Source organism: Pseudomonas sp. N-1-13, from assembly GCF_057787095.1.
Genome location: NZ_JBYNRI010000001.1, coordinates 2,258,907 through 2,273,156 on the forward strand (window position 1 = coordinate 2,258,907; position 14,250 = coordinate 2,273,156).

The 14,250-nt window shown below is 61.9% G+C and carries 13 protein-coding genes; 9 read left to right on the forward strand and 4 right to left on the reverse strand.

The window, feature by feature from the left end:
- The first annotated feature begins 204 nt into the window (after window positions 1–204).
- On the forward strand, window positions 205–453 hold the full coding sequence (locus tag AC3I65_RS10340; RefSeq protein ID WP_047230189.1) for a DUF1652 domain-containing protein: 249 nt from the start codon (window positions 205–207) through the stop codon (window positions 451–453).
- Between the two features lie 41 nt (window positions 454–494).
- Here the strand turns inward: AC3I65_RS10340 and AC3I65_RS10345 are convergent, their stop codons facing one another.
- Together AC3I65_RS10345 and AC3I65_RS10350 are read right to left on the reverse strand one after the other, a co-directional pair.
- Window positions 495–1,880, reverse strand: coding sequence for a sensor histidine kinase (locus tag AC3I65_RS10345; protein WP_274091073.1), 1,386 nt, complete (start codon window positions 1,878–1,880; stop codon window positions 495–497).
- Window positions 1,858–2,541, reverse strand: coding sequence for a response regulator transcription factor (locus AC3I65_RS10350; protein ID WP_047230191.1), 684 nt, complete (start codon window positions 2,539–2,541; stop codon window positions 1,858–1,860). Before AC3I65_RS10350 ends, AC3I65_RS10345 begins: the two co-directional genes overlap by 23 nt.
- Before the next feature lie 280 nt (window positions 2,542–2,821).
- On the opposite strand from AC3I65_RS10350, the gene hcnA reads away from it, so the two are divergent.
- From hcnA to hcnC, 3 genes are read left to right on the forward strand one after another with little or no spacing between them, the layout of a single operon-like run.
- Window positions 2,822–3,145 (forward strand): cyanide-forming glycine dehydrogenase subunit HcnA, encoded by a 324-nt coding sequence (gene hcnA / locus AC3I65_RS10355; protein WP_047230214.1) that lies wholly within the window; start codon window positions 2,822–2,824, stop codon window positions 3,143–3,145.
- Window positions 3,142–4,551, forward strand: a complete 1,410-nt coding sequence (gene hcnB / locus AC3I65_RS10360) for a cyanide-forming glycine dehydrogenase subunit HcnB (RefSeq protein ID WP_488523693.1) — start codon at window positions 3,142–3,144, stop codon at window positions 4,549–4,551. Before hcnA ends, hcnB begins: the two co-directional genes overlap by 4 nt.
- Entirely contained in the window at window positions 4,544–5,818 is a 1,275-nt protein-coding gene (gene hcnC / locus AC3I65_RS10365; RefSeq protein ID WP_488523694.1) for a cyanide-forming glycine dehydrogenase subunit HcnC, read from the forward strand. Before hcnB ends, hcnC begins: the two co-directional genes overlap by 8 nt.
- A 286-nt stretch (window positions 5,819–6,104) precedes the next feature.
- Here the strand turns inward: hcnC and AC3I65_RS10370 are convergent, their stop codons facing one another.
- Window positions 6,105–6,716 carry a glutathione S-transferase gene (locus AC3I65_RS10370; protein WP_047230195.1) on the reverse strand — a complete coding sequence of 204 codons (612 nt, stop codon included), beginning with the start codon at window positions 6,714–6,716 and terminating at the stop codon, window positions 6,105–6,107.
- Between the two features lie 29 nt (window positions 6,717–6,745).
- A complete protein-coding gene (locus AC3I65_RS10375; protein ID WP_047230196.1) occupies window positions 6,746–7,666 on the reverse strand; it encodes a MurR/RpiR family transcriptional regulator in 921 nt (306 codons plus the stop codon).
- A 313-nt stretch (window positions 7,667–7,979) separates the two neighbouring features.
- Between AC3I65_RS10375 and AC3I65_RS10380 the strand changes: the two genes are divergently transcribed.
- The 5 genes from AC3I65_RS10380 (at window position 7,980) to AC3I65_RS10400 (ending at window position 14,161) form a co-directional block, all read left to right on the forward strand.
- A complete protein-coding gene (locus AC3I65_RS10380) occupies window positions 7,980–9,917 on the forward strand; it encodes a bifunctional 5-dehydro-2-deoxygluconokinase/5-dehydro-2-deoxyphosphogluconate aldolase (protein WP_488523695.1) in 1,938 nt (645 codons plus the stop codon).
- A 159-nt stretch (window positions 9,918–10,076) separates the two neighbouring features.
- Window positions 10,077–10,970, forward strand: a complete 894-nt coding sequence (gene iolE / locus AC3I65_RS10385; RefSeq protein WP_047230198.1) for a myo-inosose-2 dehydratase — start codon at window positions 10,077–10,079, stop codon at window positions 10,968–10,970.
- The gene (gene iolB / locus AC3I65_RS10390; RefSeq protein WP_139050520.1) at window positions 10,967–11,776 is read left to right on the forward strand and encodes a 5-deoxy-glucuronate isomerase; all 810 of its coding nucleotides are present in this window, start codon (window positions 10,967–10,969) and stop codon (window positions 11,774–11,776) included. The genes iolE and iolB overlap by 4 nt, the downstream gene beginning before the upstream one ends.
- Before the next feature lie 30 nt (window positions 11,777–11,806).
- Complete coding sequence (locus AC3I65_RS10395) at window positions 11,807–13,309, forward strand: CoA-acylating methylmalonate-semialdehyde dehydrogenase (protein WP_047230200.1); 1,503 nt, start codon at window positions 11,807–11,809, stop codon at window positions 13,307–13,309.
- Window positions 13,310–13,339: 30 nt separating this feature from the next.
- Window positions 13,340–14,161 carry a TIM barrel protein gene (locus AC3I65_RS10400; protein ID WP_488523696.1) on the forward strand — a complete coding sequence of 274 codons (822 nt, stop codon included), beginning with the start codon at window positions 13,340–13,342 and terminating at the stop codon, window positions 14,159–14,161.
- The last annotated feature ends 89 nt before the right edge of the window (window positions 14,162–14,250 follow it).

Here is a 14,250-nt window from a genome sequence, read left to right on the forward strand (position 1 = left end):
CGGGTTTTGCCCGCGCCGTTGGCTCCTTAGGCTGTGAGGGTGCGGCATTCTCTGCGCAATGCCGCGTCCCCCACGAAACAGTCAAGGAACACGCCACAATGAGCAGTGAACGAATCAATTGTGCAATCGCCAGGACGCTTGCCGGGCCTATGAGCCCGCAGTTGCCCGCCGGTCGCTCACGGCTACAGCGCTGAGGAGCAACGGATGACCTTACTGGCCCCCCTGCGCGCCCGACTCGAAGAAAGCTTCAAGCCACTGGCCTGCGAATGCAGCCTCAACGGCGACGGAACCCTTACCGTACGCCTGTATCACCGCGAAAGCGGGGAGGTGGATTTGGTGGTGAGTGGCATGAGCGTCGACAGCGTCCGCTCGGAAGAAAGCCTGGCAAAGCTGATCGATGAGTTGCGGTATGAGCTTGAAAATACCCCGCTGTATCGAAGTGACCCCGCCTGAGTGATCCGCTGAACATTTCCGCTGAACTTGGTAGCCGCTACCTACAGCAGCGTCGCCCGGCAATCGAGTGCCAGCCGAGCGCCGCCTTGCTCGCTGCTGCCCACTTCCAGCGTGAACCCGTGCAAGTTGACAATCGCCGCGACGATCGACAGTCCCAGGCCAAAGCCGCTCTGCTGGCTGCTACCCTCGGCGCGGTAGAAGCGGCGAAACACAGCCTTGCGCTCCGCCTCGGGGATTCCGGGCCCGGAGTCGAGTACTTCGATGCGGCTGCTGTCGCCCTGATCAACGCCACGCAGGATCACCTCACCGCCCGGCGGGGTGAATTTGATCGAGTTGCTCAGCAGGTTGGACACCGCCTCGAACAGCAATGCCCGGTCGCCGTTGAGCAAGGGCAGGGCATCGGGTACTTGGAGGGTGAAGGTCAGTTCCCGCTCCTCGGCCAGCGGCAGATAAAAATCGTGCAGTTCCTGCAACAACTGCAACGGATCGAGGCGCACGAACCCTGAGCGTCGTTGCTGGTCTTCCAGCTCGGAAATCCGCAACAAGCCCCGAAACCTCGCCATCAGGGTGTCAGTCTCGGCAATCACCTGATCCATCTGCAACGCCTCGGACGAGCCGTCCGGGGCTTGCTGCTGGATGCGATAAAGCTGGGCGCGCAGGCGAGTCAGCGGGGTGCGCAGGTCATGGGCGATGTTGTCGCACACGCCCTTGACCTCGTTCATCAAGCGTTCGATACGATCGAGCATGGCGTTGACGATTGCCGCCAGCATGTCCAGCTCATCGCGACGGCTCGACAGCGGCAGGCGATGGGTCAGGTCACCGGCCACGATGGCCTCGGCACTGGCCTGCAGTTTGCGGATGCGTTGCAACGGTCGCCGACGCAACAGATGCCAGCCGGCAATGCCCGGCAAAATGGTCAGGGACACGCCCCAGAACAACGCGTGCAGAATGATGCGCGTGACAGCGAACAGCGAGCCGTTGTCCCGCGCCAGGACCAACCAGCGGCCGTCCTGGGTCCGGGTCGCCACCGCGTCGCAACTGTCGGAAGGAATACCTGGATCCCTGGAATCGACGCAGCCGCCGAGCATATGAATATTGCCGTCCAGGGGCAGATCGGGGGGGACGTGCCGGATCGGTCCGCTCAAGTGGCGCAATTGCGGATCGAACAGGCCGTAGGCGTCGACGCCGCGTTCATCCAGGGTCAGGCTGGCCATGAGAGCATCTTCCAACTGATCGCCATGGATACGTGCGAACAGGTGCTGACGCTGCATCAGGGAGTGCTTGGCAAGGCTGTCGAGGTAACCGAACACTTCGTAATACATCACCCCCATCAGGACCGCGCTCCAGAGCACGAACAGCGAACTGTACAGCGCCAGCAGGCGACTGCTGGAGGAGCGCCAGCCCTTAGCGGGGTTCAGCAATGACATAGCCGGAACCTCGTACCGTGCGAATCAGCGGTTCCAGGCCCGGCGGGTCGATTTTCTTGCGCAGGCGGCCGATATGGACGTCGATCAGGTTGGTGCCGGGATCGAAGTGATAGCCCCAGACCTCTTCGAAAATCATCATGCGCGAGAGGATCTGGCCGCTGTTGCGCATCAGGAACTCCAGCAGCTTGTATTCGGTGGGCAGCAGGCTGAGCAGTTGCCCGTTGCGGCTGGCTTCGCGGCTGATCAGGTTGAGTTCCAGGTCGGCCACCCGCAGTGCGGTTTCCGGCTCGCGGGCACCGTTGTTGCGTCGTAGCAGGACTTCGACCCGGGCGGCCATCTCGTCGGTGGCGAACGGCTTGGTCAGATAATCGTCGCCACCGGCCCGCAGGCCGCGTACCCGCTCGTCCACATCGGAGAGGGCGCTGATCATTAGGATGGGCGTGGCCACGCCCATGGTGCGCAAGGTCGTCACGATCACCAGCCCGTCGAGTTCGGGCAGCATGCGGTCCAGGGTGATCAGGTCGTAATCGCCGCTCACCGCCCGTTCCAGGCCCTCGCGGCCGTTGTCGACCCAGTCGACATCCAGGCCATTGCGGGTTAGTTCGGCGACGATTTCACGGGCGGTCACGGCGTCGTCTTCGATGGTCAAAATGCGGTTCATGGGCGGTACCGGGTGAGAAATTGAAGCCATTGCGCAGCATTCTGCCAAAAAATAGCTGTCGGCTTTCTGAAAAAATGTTCATGGACGCCGACAGCGGTATTCACTGGCCTGGATCAACACTTGGTCACAAATAATCCCTAACATAAATTTAGTGCGCACCATCATGCTGCGTCCGTTGCCCTGCTTTGGCGCGCTGTCGCTGATGGGCACTGACACGAACCGGTGATGGTGTGCCGCAAGGAGCCGAGACCTCACTGAACCTTCAAGGAAGAGCAACATGATGCAACCTCAAGACCTTCTACGCCGAAAATTTGATATCCAGCCGCTGCGGCAAGCCGACATGACGGTGCACCTTGATGGGCAGTCCGTCAGCGCGGCCCAAGGTGAAACCGTCCTCAGCGTCATTCAGGCCCTGGGCCAGCGCCAGGTAGCACGCAACGATCACGACCAACTCAGTGGCGCATACTGTGGCATGGGCGTGTGCCAATGTTGCCTGGTCAAGATCGACGGCCGCCACAAGCGCCGCGCCTGCCAGACCCAAGTGCGTCCCGGCATGCAAATCGAAACCCGGGCCAATCGCATCGCCGAAAGGGAGGCACCATGAACCTCCATCCGGTGATTGTCGGCGGCGGGCCGGCGGGTATGGCCGCGGCCATCGAGCTGGCCACCCACGGGGTGCGTTGCACCCTGCTCGAAGAAGCGCCGCGCCTGGGTGGCGTGGTCTACCGCGGGCCGCTGCGCGACGGGGTGAGCCTGGATTACCTCGGGCCGCGCTACAGCGAAGCCCTGAACAAACTCCACGGTGAGTTCCAGCGCTACGCCGGGCTGATCGATGTGCGACTCAACCACCGCGTCATCGGCGCCGAAGGGTTCAAGGCGCTGATGCTGCTGAACGCCGATGAACAACTGCGCGAGGTCAGCTATTCCCACCTGGTGCTGGCGGCCGGTTGTCATGAGCGCAGCGTGCCGTTCCCTGGCTGGACACTGCCGGGGGTGATGCTGCTCGGTGGCCTGCAATTGCAGATCAAGAGCGGAGCGGTCAAACCGCCGGGGCCAGTGGTGATCGCCGGTACGGGCCCGTTGCTGCCGCTGGTGGCCTGTCAACTTCACGCTTCGGGCGTGGCCGTGGCGGGCGTCTATGAGGCTTGTGCCTTCGGCAAGATCGCCAGAGAAAGCCTGGCATTGCTGAACAAACCACAATTGTTCCTCGACGGCCTGAGCATGCTGGCTTATCTCAAACTGCATCGCATCCCCGTGCGTTATGGCTGGGGAGTGGTTCAGGCCAACGGCGAGGGCGAGCTGGACATCGTCACCGTTGCACCGTATTCCAGTACCTGGGAGCCCGACCTCGAACGAGCCGAACAGGTCCCGGCCCAGACGCTGGCGGTCGGCTATGGTTTCATCCCGCGCACCCAATTGAGCCAGCAGATGGGCCTGGAGCATGGCTTCAGCGATGACGGTTATTTGCGGGCGGTGTCCGATGCCTGGCAACAAAGCAGCGAGGCGCACATTCACCTGGCCGGCGACGTGGGCGGGATTCGCGGTGGTGAAGCCGCCATGTTGAGCGGGCGCATCGCCGCACTGTCGATCCTGATGCAGGCCGACCTGCTGGATTCGTCCACTGCCCTGGAGTACCGCGACCGGTATCGAGCGCAACTGGACCGGATCATTCGCTTTCGCGCCGCCGTGGACCGCTACACGCAACGCGGTGCCGGACAAACCGCGTTGCCGACCGCCGATACGGTCATTTGTCGCTGCGAACACGCGACCCGCGCCGACATCGACCGCGCCCTGGAGCAGGGCGTGCAAGACATGGCCAGCCTGAAAATGCGCACCCGCGTGAGCATGGGTGACTGTCAGGGACGGATGTGCGTGGGCTATTGCAGTGATCGCCTGCGCCAGGCCACCGGGCGTGCCGACGTTGGCTGGCTGCGGCCGCGTTTCCCCATCGACCCGATTCCCTTTTCAGCCTTTCAGAACGTCGGCACGGAGGCCCTCCGGCATGACTGAGCATCCAGACCTCAAGCACTATGATGTCGTTATCGTCGGCGGGGGCGTGATCGGTGCGTCCTGTGCCTATCAACTGTCCAAACGCAAGCATCTGAAGATCGCCTTGATCGACGCCAAGCGCCCCGGCAACGCCACCCGCGCTTCGGCCGGCGGCCTGTGGGCCATCGGTGAATCCGTGGGCCTGGGCTGCGGGGTGATTTTCTTTCGGATGATGTCGGCCAACCGCAAGCGCCAGGCCCAGGGTGCCGCCGTGGCGGTTGATGCCAGCACGCCGCACATCCTGCCCCAGTCGTTCTTCGATTTCGCCTTGCAGTCCAACGCGATGTATCCCCGACTGCACCGCGAGCTGATGGACAACCACGGCATGGACTTCAAGTTCGAGGAGACCGGGCTCAAGTTCGTGATCTACGACGATGAAGACCGTTTGTATGCCGAGCACATCGTCGCCTGCATTCCCCACCTGGCCGATCAGGTACGCTGGCTCGACCAGGCCGCCCTGCGCGAGGCCGAGCCGAATGTCAGCCATGAGGCCCGGGGCGCGCTGGAGTTTCTGTGCGACCATCAGGTCAGCCCGTTCCGGCTGGCCGATGCCTACACCGAGGGTGCCCGGCAGAACGGCGTCGATATGTTCTTCAACACCAACGTGGCGCAGGTGCTTCGAGACGGGGCGCGGGTGACGGGGGTGAGAACCGCCGAAGCCGGGACGTTCATGTGTCGGACGTTGATCAATGCCGCCGGTGCGTGGGCGGCGGACCTGAGCGAGCAGGCCACCGGTGTGCGAATCCCGGTCAAGCCGGTCAAGGGGCAAATCCTGCTGACCGAACGCATGCCGAAGATCCTCAACGGGTGCCTGACCACCAGCGACTGCTATGTCGCGCAAAAGGACAACGGCGAAATCCTCATCGGCAGTACCACCGAGGACAAGGGTTTCGACGTGACCACCACCTACCCGGAAATCGAGGGGCTGGTGCAGGGCGCGATGCGCTGCATACCGCAGTTGGCCGACATCAACCTGAAACGCACCTGGGCCGGTTTGCGCCCCGGCTCACCTGATGAGTTGCCCATCCTGGGCCCGATGCGCGGCGTGGAGGGGTACCTAAATGCCTGTGGGCACTTTCGCACCGGCATCCTGACCTCGGCCATCACTGGTGTGCTGCTGGACAAACTGGTGAACAACGAGCCCTTGCCGCTGGACATCACGCCGTTCCTGGCGGATCGCTTCGAGGTGGCGCCGGTGGTAAAGCCAAAGGAAATGGAGCTGACTTGAAGCAACTCTTTGTGCCGAACACAAATTTTGCAGTCCCCCGGCTCCAAGCTGTGGGAGCGAGCCTGCTCGCGATGGCGTCGGATCAGTGCCATTGATGTTGATTGACCCACCGCTATCGCGAGCAGGCTCGCTCCCACATAGATCTGGGGGGGCCTCATCCGATGGTCACTCAGGAACCAACTGTGGGAGCGAGCCTGCTCGCGATAGCGTCTATCTGAGACGATGATGTTGAGTCTGCCACCGTCTTCGCGAGCAAGCCCGCTCCCACACAAGCCGCGCTCGTCCGCTATACCATCGGCGTGCTGGCGAACGCCTCCAACCCTTCGGCATAGGCGGTAAACGCGCTGATCGATGGAAATGACTTTCCCTGCACCTGATCCGGCACCACCAGGTTGGTGAAGCTCCAGGCCACTGCCACGGTGATGCCCGCCTGATCGAGGGTGCCATCGGTGGCCAGGGGCTGTTTCACCAGTTCCTGTTCGAGCATGTCATAGGCCGCCGCCAGTTGGCCTTCCACGCGTTCGACCCAGGGGGCGTGTTGGATTTCTGTCGGCCGAAGGTTGCGTTCGTAGTAGATCTGCACTGACTTCTCGCACGCCGCCAGGGCCAGGCCAATCACGCGCAATGCGCGCAGCCGTTGCCCACTGTCGACCGGCATCAGGCTTTTGCCCGGCGCGGCCAAGGCTTCGAGGTAGTCGATGATCAATGTGGAATCCATCAGCACGTTGCCATCGTTGAGCACCAGGGTCGGTGCCTTGACCACCGGGTTGATGCGCTGGAACTGTTCGAAATGCCTGAACACCGAAACGGACTCGTGTTCCAGGGCAACCCCCAGGCACTTGGCGGAAATGGCGACGCGTCGCACGTAGGGCGAGTCCAGCATGCCGATCAGTTTCATGACGTCTCCTTCAGAAGAATCTTGCGGGGTTAATCCTCGAACCCGACCTGTTCATGGATTTCATCGACCTTGAGTTCCAGTCGGTAAGCCACGGCGATGAACAACGCCTGGCACAGGCACAACGTGGCACTCAACGAGCGGAAGGCGAAAGAGCTGCCTTCGTTCACCAACAGTACCGCATTGGCCCGTTTGGCCAGGGGCGACAGGTTGCTGTCGGTGATGATCAGCGTCTTGGCCTGATGATGCTGGGCAATGCGCAGGCAGTGCTGGGTTTCCTTGCCGTAGGGCGTAAAGCTGATCGCGATCACCAGGTCGTTGGCCCGCACGCTGCGCATTTGCTCGCGATAACTGCCCCCCAGGCCGGACACCAGATGGATGCGCTTGTTGGTGTGTTGCAGGTTATAGACCAGGTAATCGGCCACCGCGAACGAGCGTCGCACGCCGACCACATAGATGTTGTCGGCGTTGACCACCAGGTCTACGGCTTTGTCGAAGGCTTGATCGTCCAGCTCCAGGCCCAGACGCTCGATGCCCGAGAGGGTGGCGTTGACGCATTCGCGCGCCAGGTCGCCGCCGCTGGCTTTCTGCGACTTGTTGGCGATCATGCTGCGGATGCGCTGCTGGTAGTTCTGCACCGGCGTGGTCTTGTGGGTATAGGCCTCGCGAAACAAGGCCTGCATTTCGCTGAACCCGCTGAAGCCGAAACGCTGGGAAAACCGCACGATGGCCGACGGATGCACTTCGCATTCGCGCGCAATGTCGCTGATGCGATCGACCATGATCCGGTCGCTTTGCTGGCTCATGTAGCTGGCGATGCGTTTGAGCTGTCGCGGCAGGCTTTCATACTCGTCGGTAATCAGTTGCAGCAGGCGCTCGGCATTGATCGGTGGGCTTGAAAGGGCGGGTTCGGACGCGCTCTCGGACGGCGCCGGCAGATCGGGGCGGGTCATAGAAAATCCTTCTGGCTTGTTCTTATAGGGCGGCCCGGGAAAAGGGCCGGCCCTCGACAATAGGTTGGCTGATCGCAGTCTACAGCGTAGGCGCGGGGAAAATCATGAGCAGACAACGTTGCGACACCTGCTGAAACGATGCACCGCGTCTGGCGCGCTTCAGTGATAGCGTATTGGAAAAAATATTCCACGTAAAAAATTTATAGAATAATTATTGATTATTGGCCGCTGCTCGTTTTAGTCTGCATCCACCAAGAGCGTTGGCGCCGGTTTCGGTGGCAAGCGCGGGCTGATAAAAATAACAGGAGCCAGCATGGGCCAGACTCGTTTTGCCAGTGGGCGTCAATTGGATGTGATCTGCCTGGGACGCCTGGGCGTCGACCTCTACGCGCAGCAAGTCGGAGCGCGCCTGGAAGATGTCGCAAGCTTCGCCAAATACCTGGGTGGCTCGTCGGCCAACATCGCCTTCGGCACCGCGCGGTTAGGGCTCAGGTCGGCGATGCTGAGCCGGGTAGGGGACGATCATATGGGCCGTTTCCTGGTGGAGTCCCTGGCCCGCGAAGGCTGCGACGTCAGCGGCATCAAGGTCGACCCTGAACGCCTGACGGCCATGGTCCTGCTGGGTATCAAGGACCGGGAAACCTTTCCCCTGGTGTTCTACCGGGAAAACTGCGCCGACATGGCGCTGCGCGCCGTGGACATCAATGAAACGTTCATTGCCTCCAGCAAGGCGCTGCTGATCACAGGCACGCATTTCTCTACCGAAAGTGTCTACAAGGCCAGCACCCAGGCGTTGGATTACGCCGAGAAACACAACGTCAAACGCGTGTTGGACATCGACTATCGTCCGGTGCTCTGGGGCCTGGCGGGCAAGGCCGATGGGGAAACCCGCTTCGTCGCCGACCAGAAAGTCAGCCAGCATGTGCAAAGCATCCTGCCGCGTTTCGACCTGATCGTCGGCACCGAAGAAGAATTCCTGATCGCCGGCGGCAGCGAAGATCTGCTGAGCGCGTTGCGTACCGTGCGCTCGCTGACGGCGGCGACCTTGGTGGTCAAGCTCGGCCCGCAAGGTTGCACGGTGATTCATGGCGCCATCCCGGCCCGGCTTGAAGACGGCGCGATTTATCCTGGTGTACGGGTCGAGGTCCTGAATGTATTAGGTGCAGGTGATGCGTTCATGTCGGGCTTTCTCGCCGGTTGGCTGGAGGACGCCAGCGATGAACGCTGCTGCCAGTTGGCCAATGCCTGCGGTGGCCTGGTGGTGTCGCGCCATGCCTGTGCCCCAGCGATGCCGACCCGGGCTGAACTCGACTACCTGTTCAATAGCCCGGTGCCGATTACCCGGCCGGATCGAGACGCGGCATTGCAACGTCTGCATCAGGTCAGCGTGCCGCGCAAACAGTGGAAGCAACTGTTCATCTTTGCCTTCGATCATCGCTGGCAACTGGTGGAACTGGCCCATAAAGGCGGGCGTGAGCTGGGCGCTATCAGCGAACTCAAGCAACTGTTCATCCAGGCCGTGGAACGGGTCGAAGCCGACCTGAAACGTCAGGGCATCGAGGCCGATGTCGGTCTGCTGGCCGACCAACGTTTCGGCCAGGACTCGCTGAACGCCGCCACTGGACGTGACTGGTGGGTTGCCCGGCCAGTGGAGGTGCAGGGTTCACGGCCGCTGGCGTTCGAACATGGGCGCTCTATCGGCAGCAACCTGATCGCCTGGCCACAGGAACAGATCATCAAGTGCCTGGTGCAATTTCACCCCGACGACGAACCGCTGCTGCGCCTGGAACAGGAGGCGCAACTCATGGCGCTGTATCAGGCGTCCCAGGTCAGCGGCCATGAACTGCTGCTGGAAGTCATTCCACCCAAGGATCATCCGTCGCCGCACCCGGACGTGCTGTATCGCGCCCTCAAACGCCTCTACAACCTGGGCATCTTTCCGGCCTGGTGGAAAATCGAAGCCCAGACGGCCGACGAATGGAAGCAACTTGATGAGCTGATTCAACAGCGTGATCCCTATTGCCGAGGTGTGGTACTGCTGGGCCTCAACGCCCCGGCCGCCGTGCTGGCCGAGGGTTTCCGCCAGGCCAGCCAGAGCACAACCTGCCGTGGATTTGCCGTCGGACGGACAATCTTCCAGGAACCGAGTCGTGCCTGGCTGGCCGGGGAAATCGACGATGAAACGTTGATCCGGCAGGTGCAGGGTAGGTTTGTGGAGTTGATTGAGGCGTGGCGTGCTGCGCGAAGTTAAAAGCTGTGAACACTGATCCTGTGGGAGCGAGCCTGCTCGCGATAGCCGACTGATAGTCAACATTAAGTCGCCTGACACACCGCTATCGCGAGCAGGCTCGCTCCCACAGGGTTCATCGCCGCCTTCAATGGTTAGGTAAAAACAATAAAAGGTGCAGCCATGCCCGCTATTCGAATTGGCATCAACCCGATTTCCTGGAGCAACGACGATCTGCCATCGTTGGGTGGCGAGACGCCGTTGAGTACGGCGCTGAGCGAAGGCAAGGAAATCGGTTACGAAGGTTTCGAGCTCAACGGCAAATTTCCCAAGGATGCCAAGGGCGTTGGCGATGTGCTGCGGCCCTATGACCTGGCGCTGGTCTCCGGCTGGTATTCCAGCCGTCTGGCCCGGCGCTCGGCGGCCGAAGAAATCGATGCCATCGCCAGCCATGTCGAATTGCTGGCGCAAAACGGTGCGACGGTGCTGGTGTACGGCGAGGTGGCCGATTCCATTCAAGGCCAGCGCATCCCACTGATCGAGCGACCGCGTTTTCACACGGACGAAGCCTGGCAAGACTATGCCGAAAAACTCACCGAACTGGCGCGCTTCACCCTGTCCCGGGGTGTGCGCCTGGCGTATCACCATCATATGGGCGCCTATGTCGAATCGCCTTCGGACATCGACAAACTGATGGCCCTGACCGGCAGTGAGGTTGGCCTGCTGTTTGACTCGGGCCACTGTTACATGGGCGGCGGCGAACCCTTGCAGGTGTTACGCAAGCACATCGAGCGCATTTGCCATGTGCATTTCAAGGACGTGCGCAAGCCTGTGGTGCAACTGGCGCGCAACAACCTCTGGAGTTTCCCCGACTGCATCGTCAACGGCACCTTCACCGTACCGGGTGATGGTGACATCGACTTTGCCGCGTTGCTGGACGTGCTGCTGGCCGCCGACTATCACGGCTGGCTGGTGGTCGAAGCCGAACAGGATCCGGCCGTGGCACCGAGTTATGCCTACGCCAAGAAAGGCTACGACACCCTGCGCGCCTTGCTGCAAGAGAGGACTGCGTCATGAGCCTGTTGATCAAAAGCCAGCCAAGCGGCCAGACCATGGTCCAGCTACCCGCCGGCGAACTGGAGTATGTCGGGTTTGCCGCCTACCGCTTGAGCCTTGGTGAAAAGCTCCCGGTGGCTGCCGCCGACAAGGAACTGTGCCTGGTCTTGCTCAGCGGGCGCATCAGTCTCAAGGGTGAAGCACCGGGGCAGGGTGCCTTCGATTGGGACAACCTCGGTGATCGCCAGTCGGTGTTCGAGGATAAATCGCCCTACGCCGCGTACCTGCCCCCCGGCAGCCAGGCCCAGGTCACCGCCCTGAGCGATGTACAGATTGCCGTGTGTGCTGCGCCGGGTTCTGCGCAAAACAGTTACGGTCCACGGCTGATCCGCCCGGACAGCATGAAGCGCAGCGTGCGCGGCAAGGGCGCCAACACCCGCTATGTCTGTGACATCCTGCCCGACAGTGAGCCGGCCCACTCGCTGCTGGTGGTGGAAGTGCGCACGCCGTCGGGGCATTCGTCGAGCTACCCACCCCACAAGCACGACACCGACGACCTGCCGCACCAGAGCTTCCTGGAAGAAACCTATTACCACCAGGTCAACCCGTCCCAGGGCTTCGTGTTCCAGCGGGTCTATACCGACGACCGCAGCATCGACCAGGCCATGGCCGTGGAAAACAGCGACCTGGTGGTGGTGCCCAAGGGTTACCACCCGGTCAGCGTGCCCTACGGGTACGAGTCGTATTACCTGAACGTCATGGCCGGCCCGAAGCGGGTCTGGCAGTTCCATAACGATCCGCAGCACAGTTGGCTGCTTGATCTCTGATTTCCACCCTTTGCACGGAGAACAAGAACAATGAGCGATGCCCCGGTAGTAGGCCATTACATCAACGGTCGAGTGCAGGACAGCGACACGGTGCGGTTCAGCAACGTCTTCAACCCGGCCACCGGCGCGATACAGGCCCGGGTGGCGCTGGCCGAACCGGGCACCGTCGAGGCCGCGGTGACCTCGGCGCTGGCGGCATTCCCGGGCTGGTCCGAGCAATCGTCATTGCGCCGTTCGCGGGTGATGTTCAAGTTCAAGGAATTGCTCGACCGCCATCACGACGAACTGGCGCAGATCATCAGTCGCGAGCACGGCAAGGTGCTGTCCGACGCCCATGGCGAAGTCACCCGCGGCATCGAGATCGTCGAGTACGCCTGCGGTGCGCCGAACCTGCTCAAGACCGATTTCAGTGACAACATCGGCGGCGGCATCGACAACTGGAACCTGCGCCAGCCCTTGGGTGTGTGTGCCGGAGTCACGCCGTTCAATTTTCCGGTGATGGTGCCGCTGTGGATGATTCCCCTGGCACTGGTCGCCGGTAACTGTTTCATCCTCAAGCCTTCGGAGCGTGACCCGTCCGCCAGTTTGCTGATGGCTCGGCTGTTGACGGAGGCCGGGTTGCCGGACGGTGTGTTCAACGTGGTCCAGGGCGACAAAGTGGCGGTAGATGCGCTGTTGCAGCACCCGCACATCGAGGCGATTTCTTTCGTCGGCTCCACGCCGATTGCCGAGTACATCCACCAGCAGGGCACGGCGAACGGCAAGCGCGTGCAGGCGCTTGGCGGGGCGAAAAATCACATGATCGTCATGCCCGACGCCGACCTCGACCAGGCGGCGGACGCATTGATCGGCGCGGCCTACGGCTCGGCCGGTGAACGCTGCATGGCGATTTCCATTGCCGTGGCGGTGGGGGACGTGGGCGATGAATTGATTGCCAAACTGTTGCCGCGCATCGATCAGTTGAAGATCGGCAACGGCCAGCAACCCGGCACCGACATGGGGCCGCTGGTGACCGCCGAGCACAAGGCCAAGGTCGAAGGCTTCATCGACGCCGGGGTCGCCGAAGGCGCGCGCCTGATCGTCGACGGCCGTGGTTTCAAGGTGCCGGGGGCCGAGCAGGGGTTCTTTGTCGGGGCGACGCTGTTCGACCAGGTCACCGCCCAGATGAGCATCTACCAGCAAGAGATCTTCGGCCCGGTGCTGGGCATCGTTCGCGTGGCGGATTTCGCCAGCGCCGTGGCCTTGATCAATGCTCACGAGTTCGGCAACGGCGTGTCCTGCTTCACCCGTGACGGCGGCATTGCCCGGGCGTTTGCCCGCAGCATCAAGGTCGGCATGGTGGGCATCAACGTGCCGATTCCGGTGCCCATGGCCTGGCATTCCTTTGGCGGCTGGAAGCGCTCGCTGTTTGGCGATCACCATGCCTACGGTGAAGAAGGTTTGCGCTTCTACAGCCGCTACAAAAGCGTGATGCAGCGCTGGCCCGACAGCATCGCCAAGGGCCCCGAGTTCAGCATGCCGACTGCCCAATAACCGTTTATGAATGCCGGAGGGATAACAACAATGAACAAGCCCCTGCGTTTTGCCTTGAACCGAATGGTTGCTCCGCGCCTGTCACTGCCTGATTTCATCGACCTGGCGCTGGCGCTGAAAACCGATGCCATCGAGATCCGCAACGATCTGAAGGGCGTCGAGATCGAAAACGGCATGCCACCGACACAGGTGCGTGAGTTGTGCGAGGAGCGGGGCATCAAGGTGTTGTCGATCAACGCGTTGTATCCCTTCGACGTATGGAACGAGGAGCGCCGTGCCCAAGCCGTGCGGCTGGCCGACTATGCTCGCGAATGCGGCGCCGAGGGGCTGGTGATGTGCCCGCTCAACGAGCGCGACGACCCGCGCGGCGAGGCCGAACGCGCCGCGGGGCTGCGTACAGCCCTCAGTGAGCTGGCGCCGATCCTGCGGGCTTTCGGCATCTACGGTTTCATCGAGCCGTTGGGGTTTGAAGAGTGTTCGCTGCGACGCAAGCGCACGGCAGTGGAAGCGATCAAGGCCATTGGCGGGCTGGATGTGTTCCGTCTGGTGCATGACACCTTTCATCATCACCTGGCCGGTGAGCAGGAATTTTTCCCCGAGCTGACCGGGCTGGTGCACATCTCCGGTGTCGAGGATGCCCAGGCACCCTTGACGACCATCCGCGACGGCCACCGCGTGCTGGTGGGCGAGGCCGACATTCTCGGCAATGCCGCGCAGATCGAGGCGTTGCGGGCCGGTGGTTACGAGGGCTACCTGTCCTTCGAACCCTTTGCCCAGAGCATTCATGAACTGGCCGACATTCGCCAGGCGTTGGGGGCGAGCATGAATCACCTGCGCAATCCCCAGGCCTGACACCGTCATCAATATGATGAAGAACCCCTGTGGGAGCGAGCTTGCTCGCGATGGCGGCAGCACATTCAACAGATAAGTCGCCTGAAATA

Bases quoted from the DNA above. Each gene is read 5' to 3' on its own strand.
- AC3I65_RS10340 (WP_047230189.1), top strand. From the start codon at position 205: ATGACCTTACTGGCCCCCCTGCGCGCCCGACTCGAAGAAAGCTTCAAG.
- AC3I65_RS10345 (WP_274091073.1), bottom strand. From the start codon at position 1,880: ATGTCATTGCTGAACCCCGCTAAGGGCTGGCGCTCCTCCAGCAGTCGC.
- AC3I65_RS10350 (WP_047230191.1), bottom strand. From the start codon at position 2,541: ATGAACCGCATTTTGACCATCGAAGACGACGCCGTGACCGCCCGTGAA.
- hcnA (WP_047230214.1), top strand. From the start codon at position 2,822: ATGCAACCTCAAGACCTTCTACGCCGAAAATTTGATATCCAGCCGCTG.
- hcnB (WP_488523693.1), top strand. From the start codon at position 3,142: ATGAACCTCCATCCGGTGATTGTCGGCGGCGGGCCGGCGGGTATGGCC.
- hcnC (WP_488523694.1), top strand. From the start codon at position 4,544: ATGACTGAGCATCCAGACCTCAAGCACTATGATGTCGTTATCGTCGGC.
- AC3I65_RS10370 (WP_047230195.1), bottom strand. From the start codon at position 6,716: ATGAAACTGATCGGCATGCTGGACTCGCCCTACGTGCGACGCGTCGCC.
- AC3I65_RS10375 (WP_047230196.1), bottom strand. From the start codon at position 7,666: ATGACCCGCCCCGATCTGCCGGCGCCGTCCGAGAGCGCGTCCGAACCC.
- AC3I65_RS10380 (WP_488523695.1), top strand. From the start codon at position 7,980: ATGGGCCAGACTCGTTTTGCCAGTGGGCGTCAATTGGATGTGATCTGC.
- iolE (WP_047230198.1), top strand. From the start codon at position 10,077: ATGCCCGCTATTCGAATTGGCATCAACCCGATTTCCTGGAGCAACGAC.
- iolB (WP_139050520.1), top strand. From the start codon at position 10,967: ATGAGCCTGTTGATCAAAAGCCAGCCAAGCGGCCAGACCATGGTCCAG.
- AC3I65_RS10395 (WP_047230200.1), top strand. From the start codon at position 11,807: ATGAGCGATGCCCCGGTAGTAGGCCATTACATCAACGGTCGAGTGCAG.
- AC3I65_RS10400 (WP_488523696.1), top strand. From the start codon at position 13,340: ATGAACAAGCCCCTGCGTTTTGCCTTGAACCGAATGGTTGCTCCGCGC.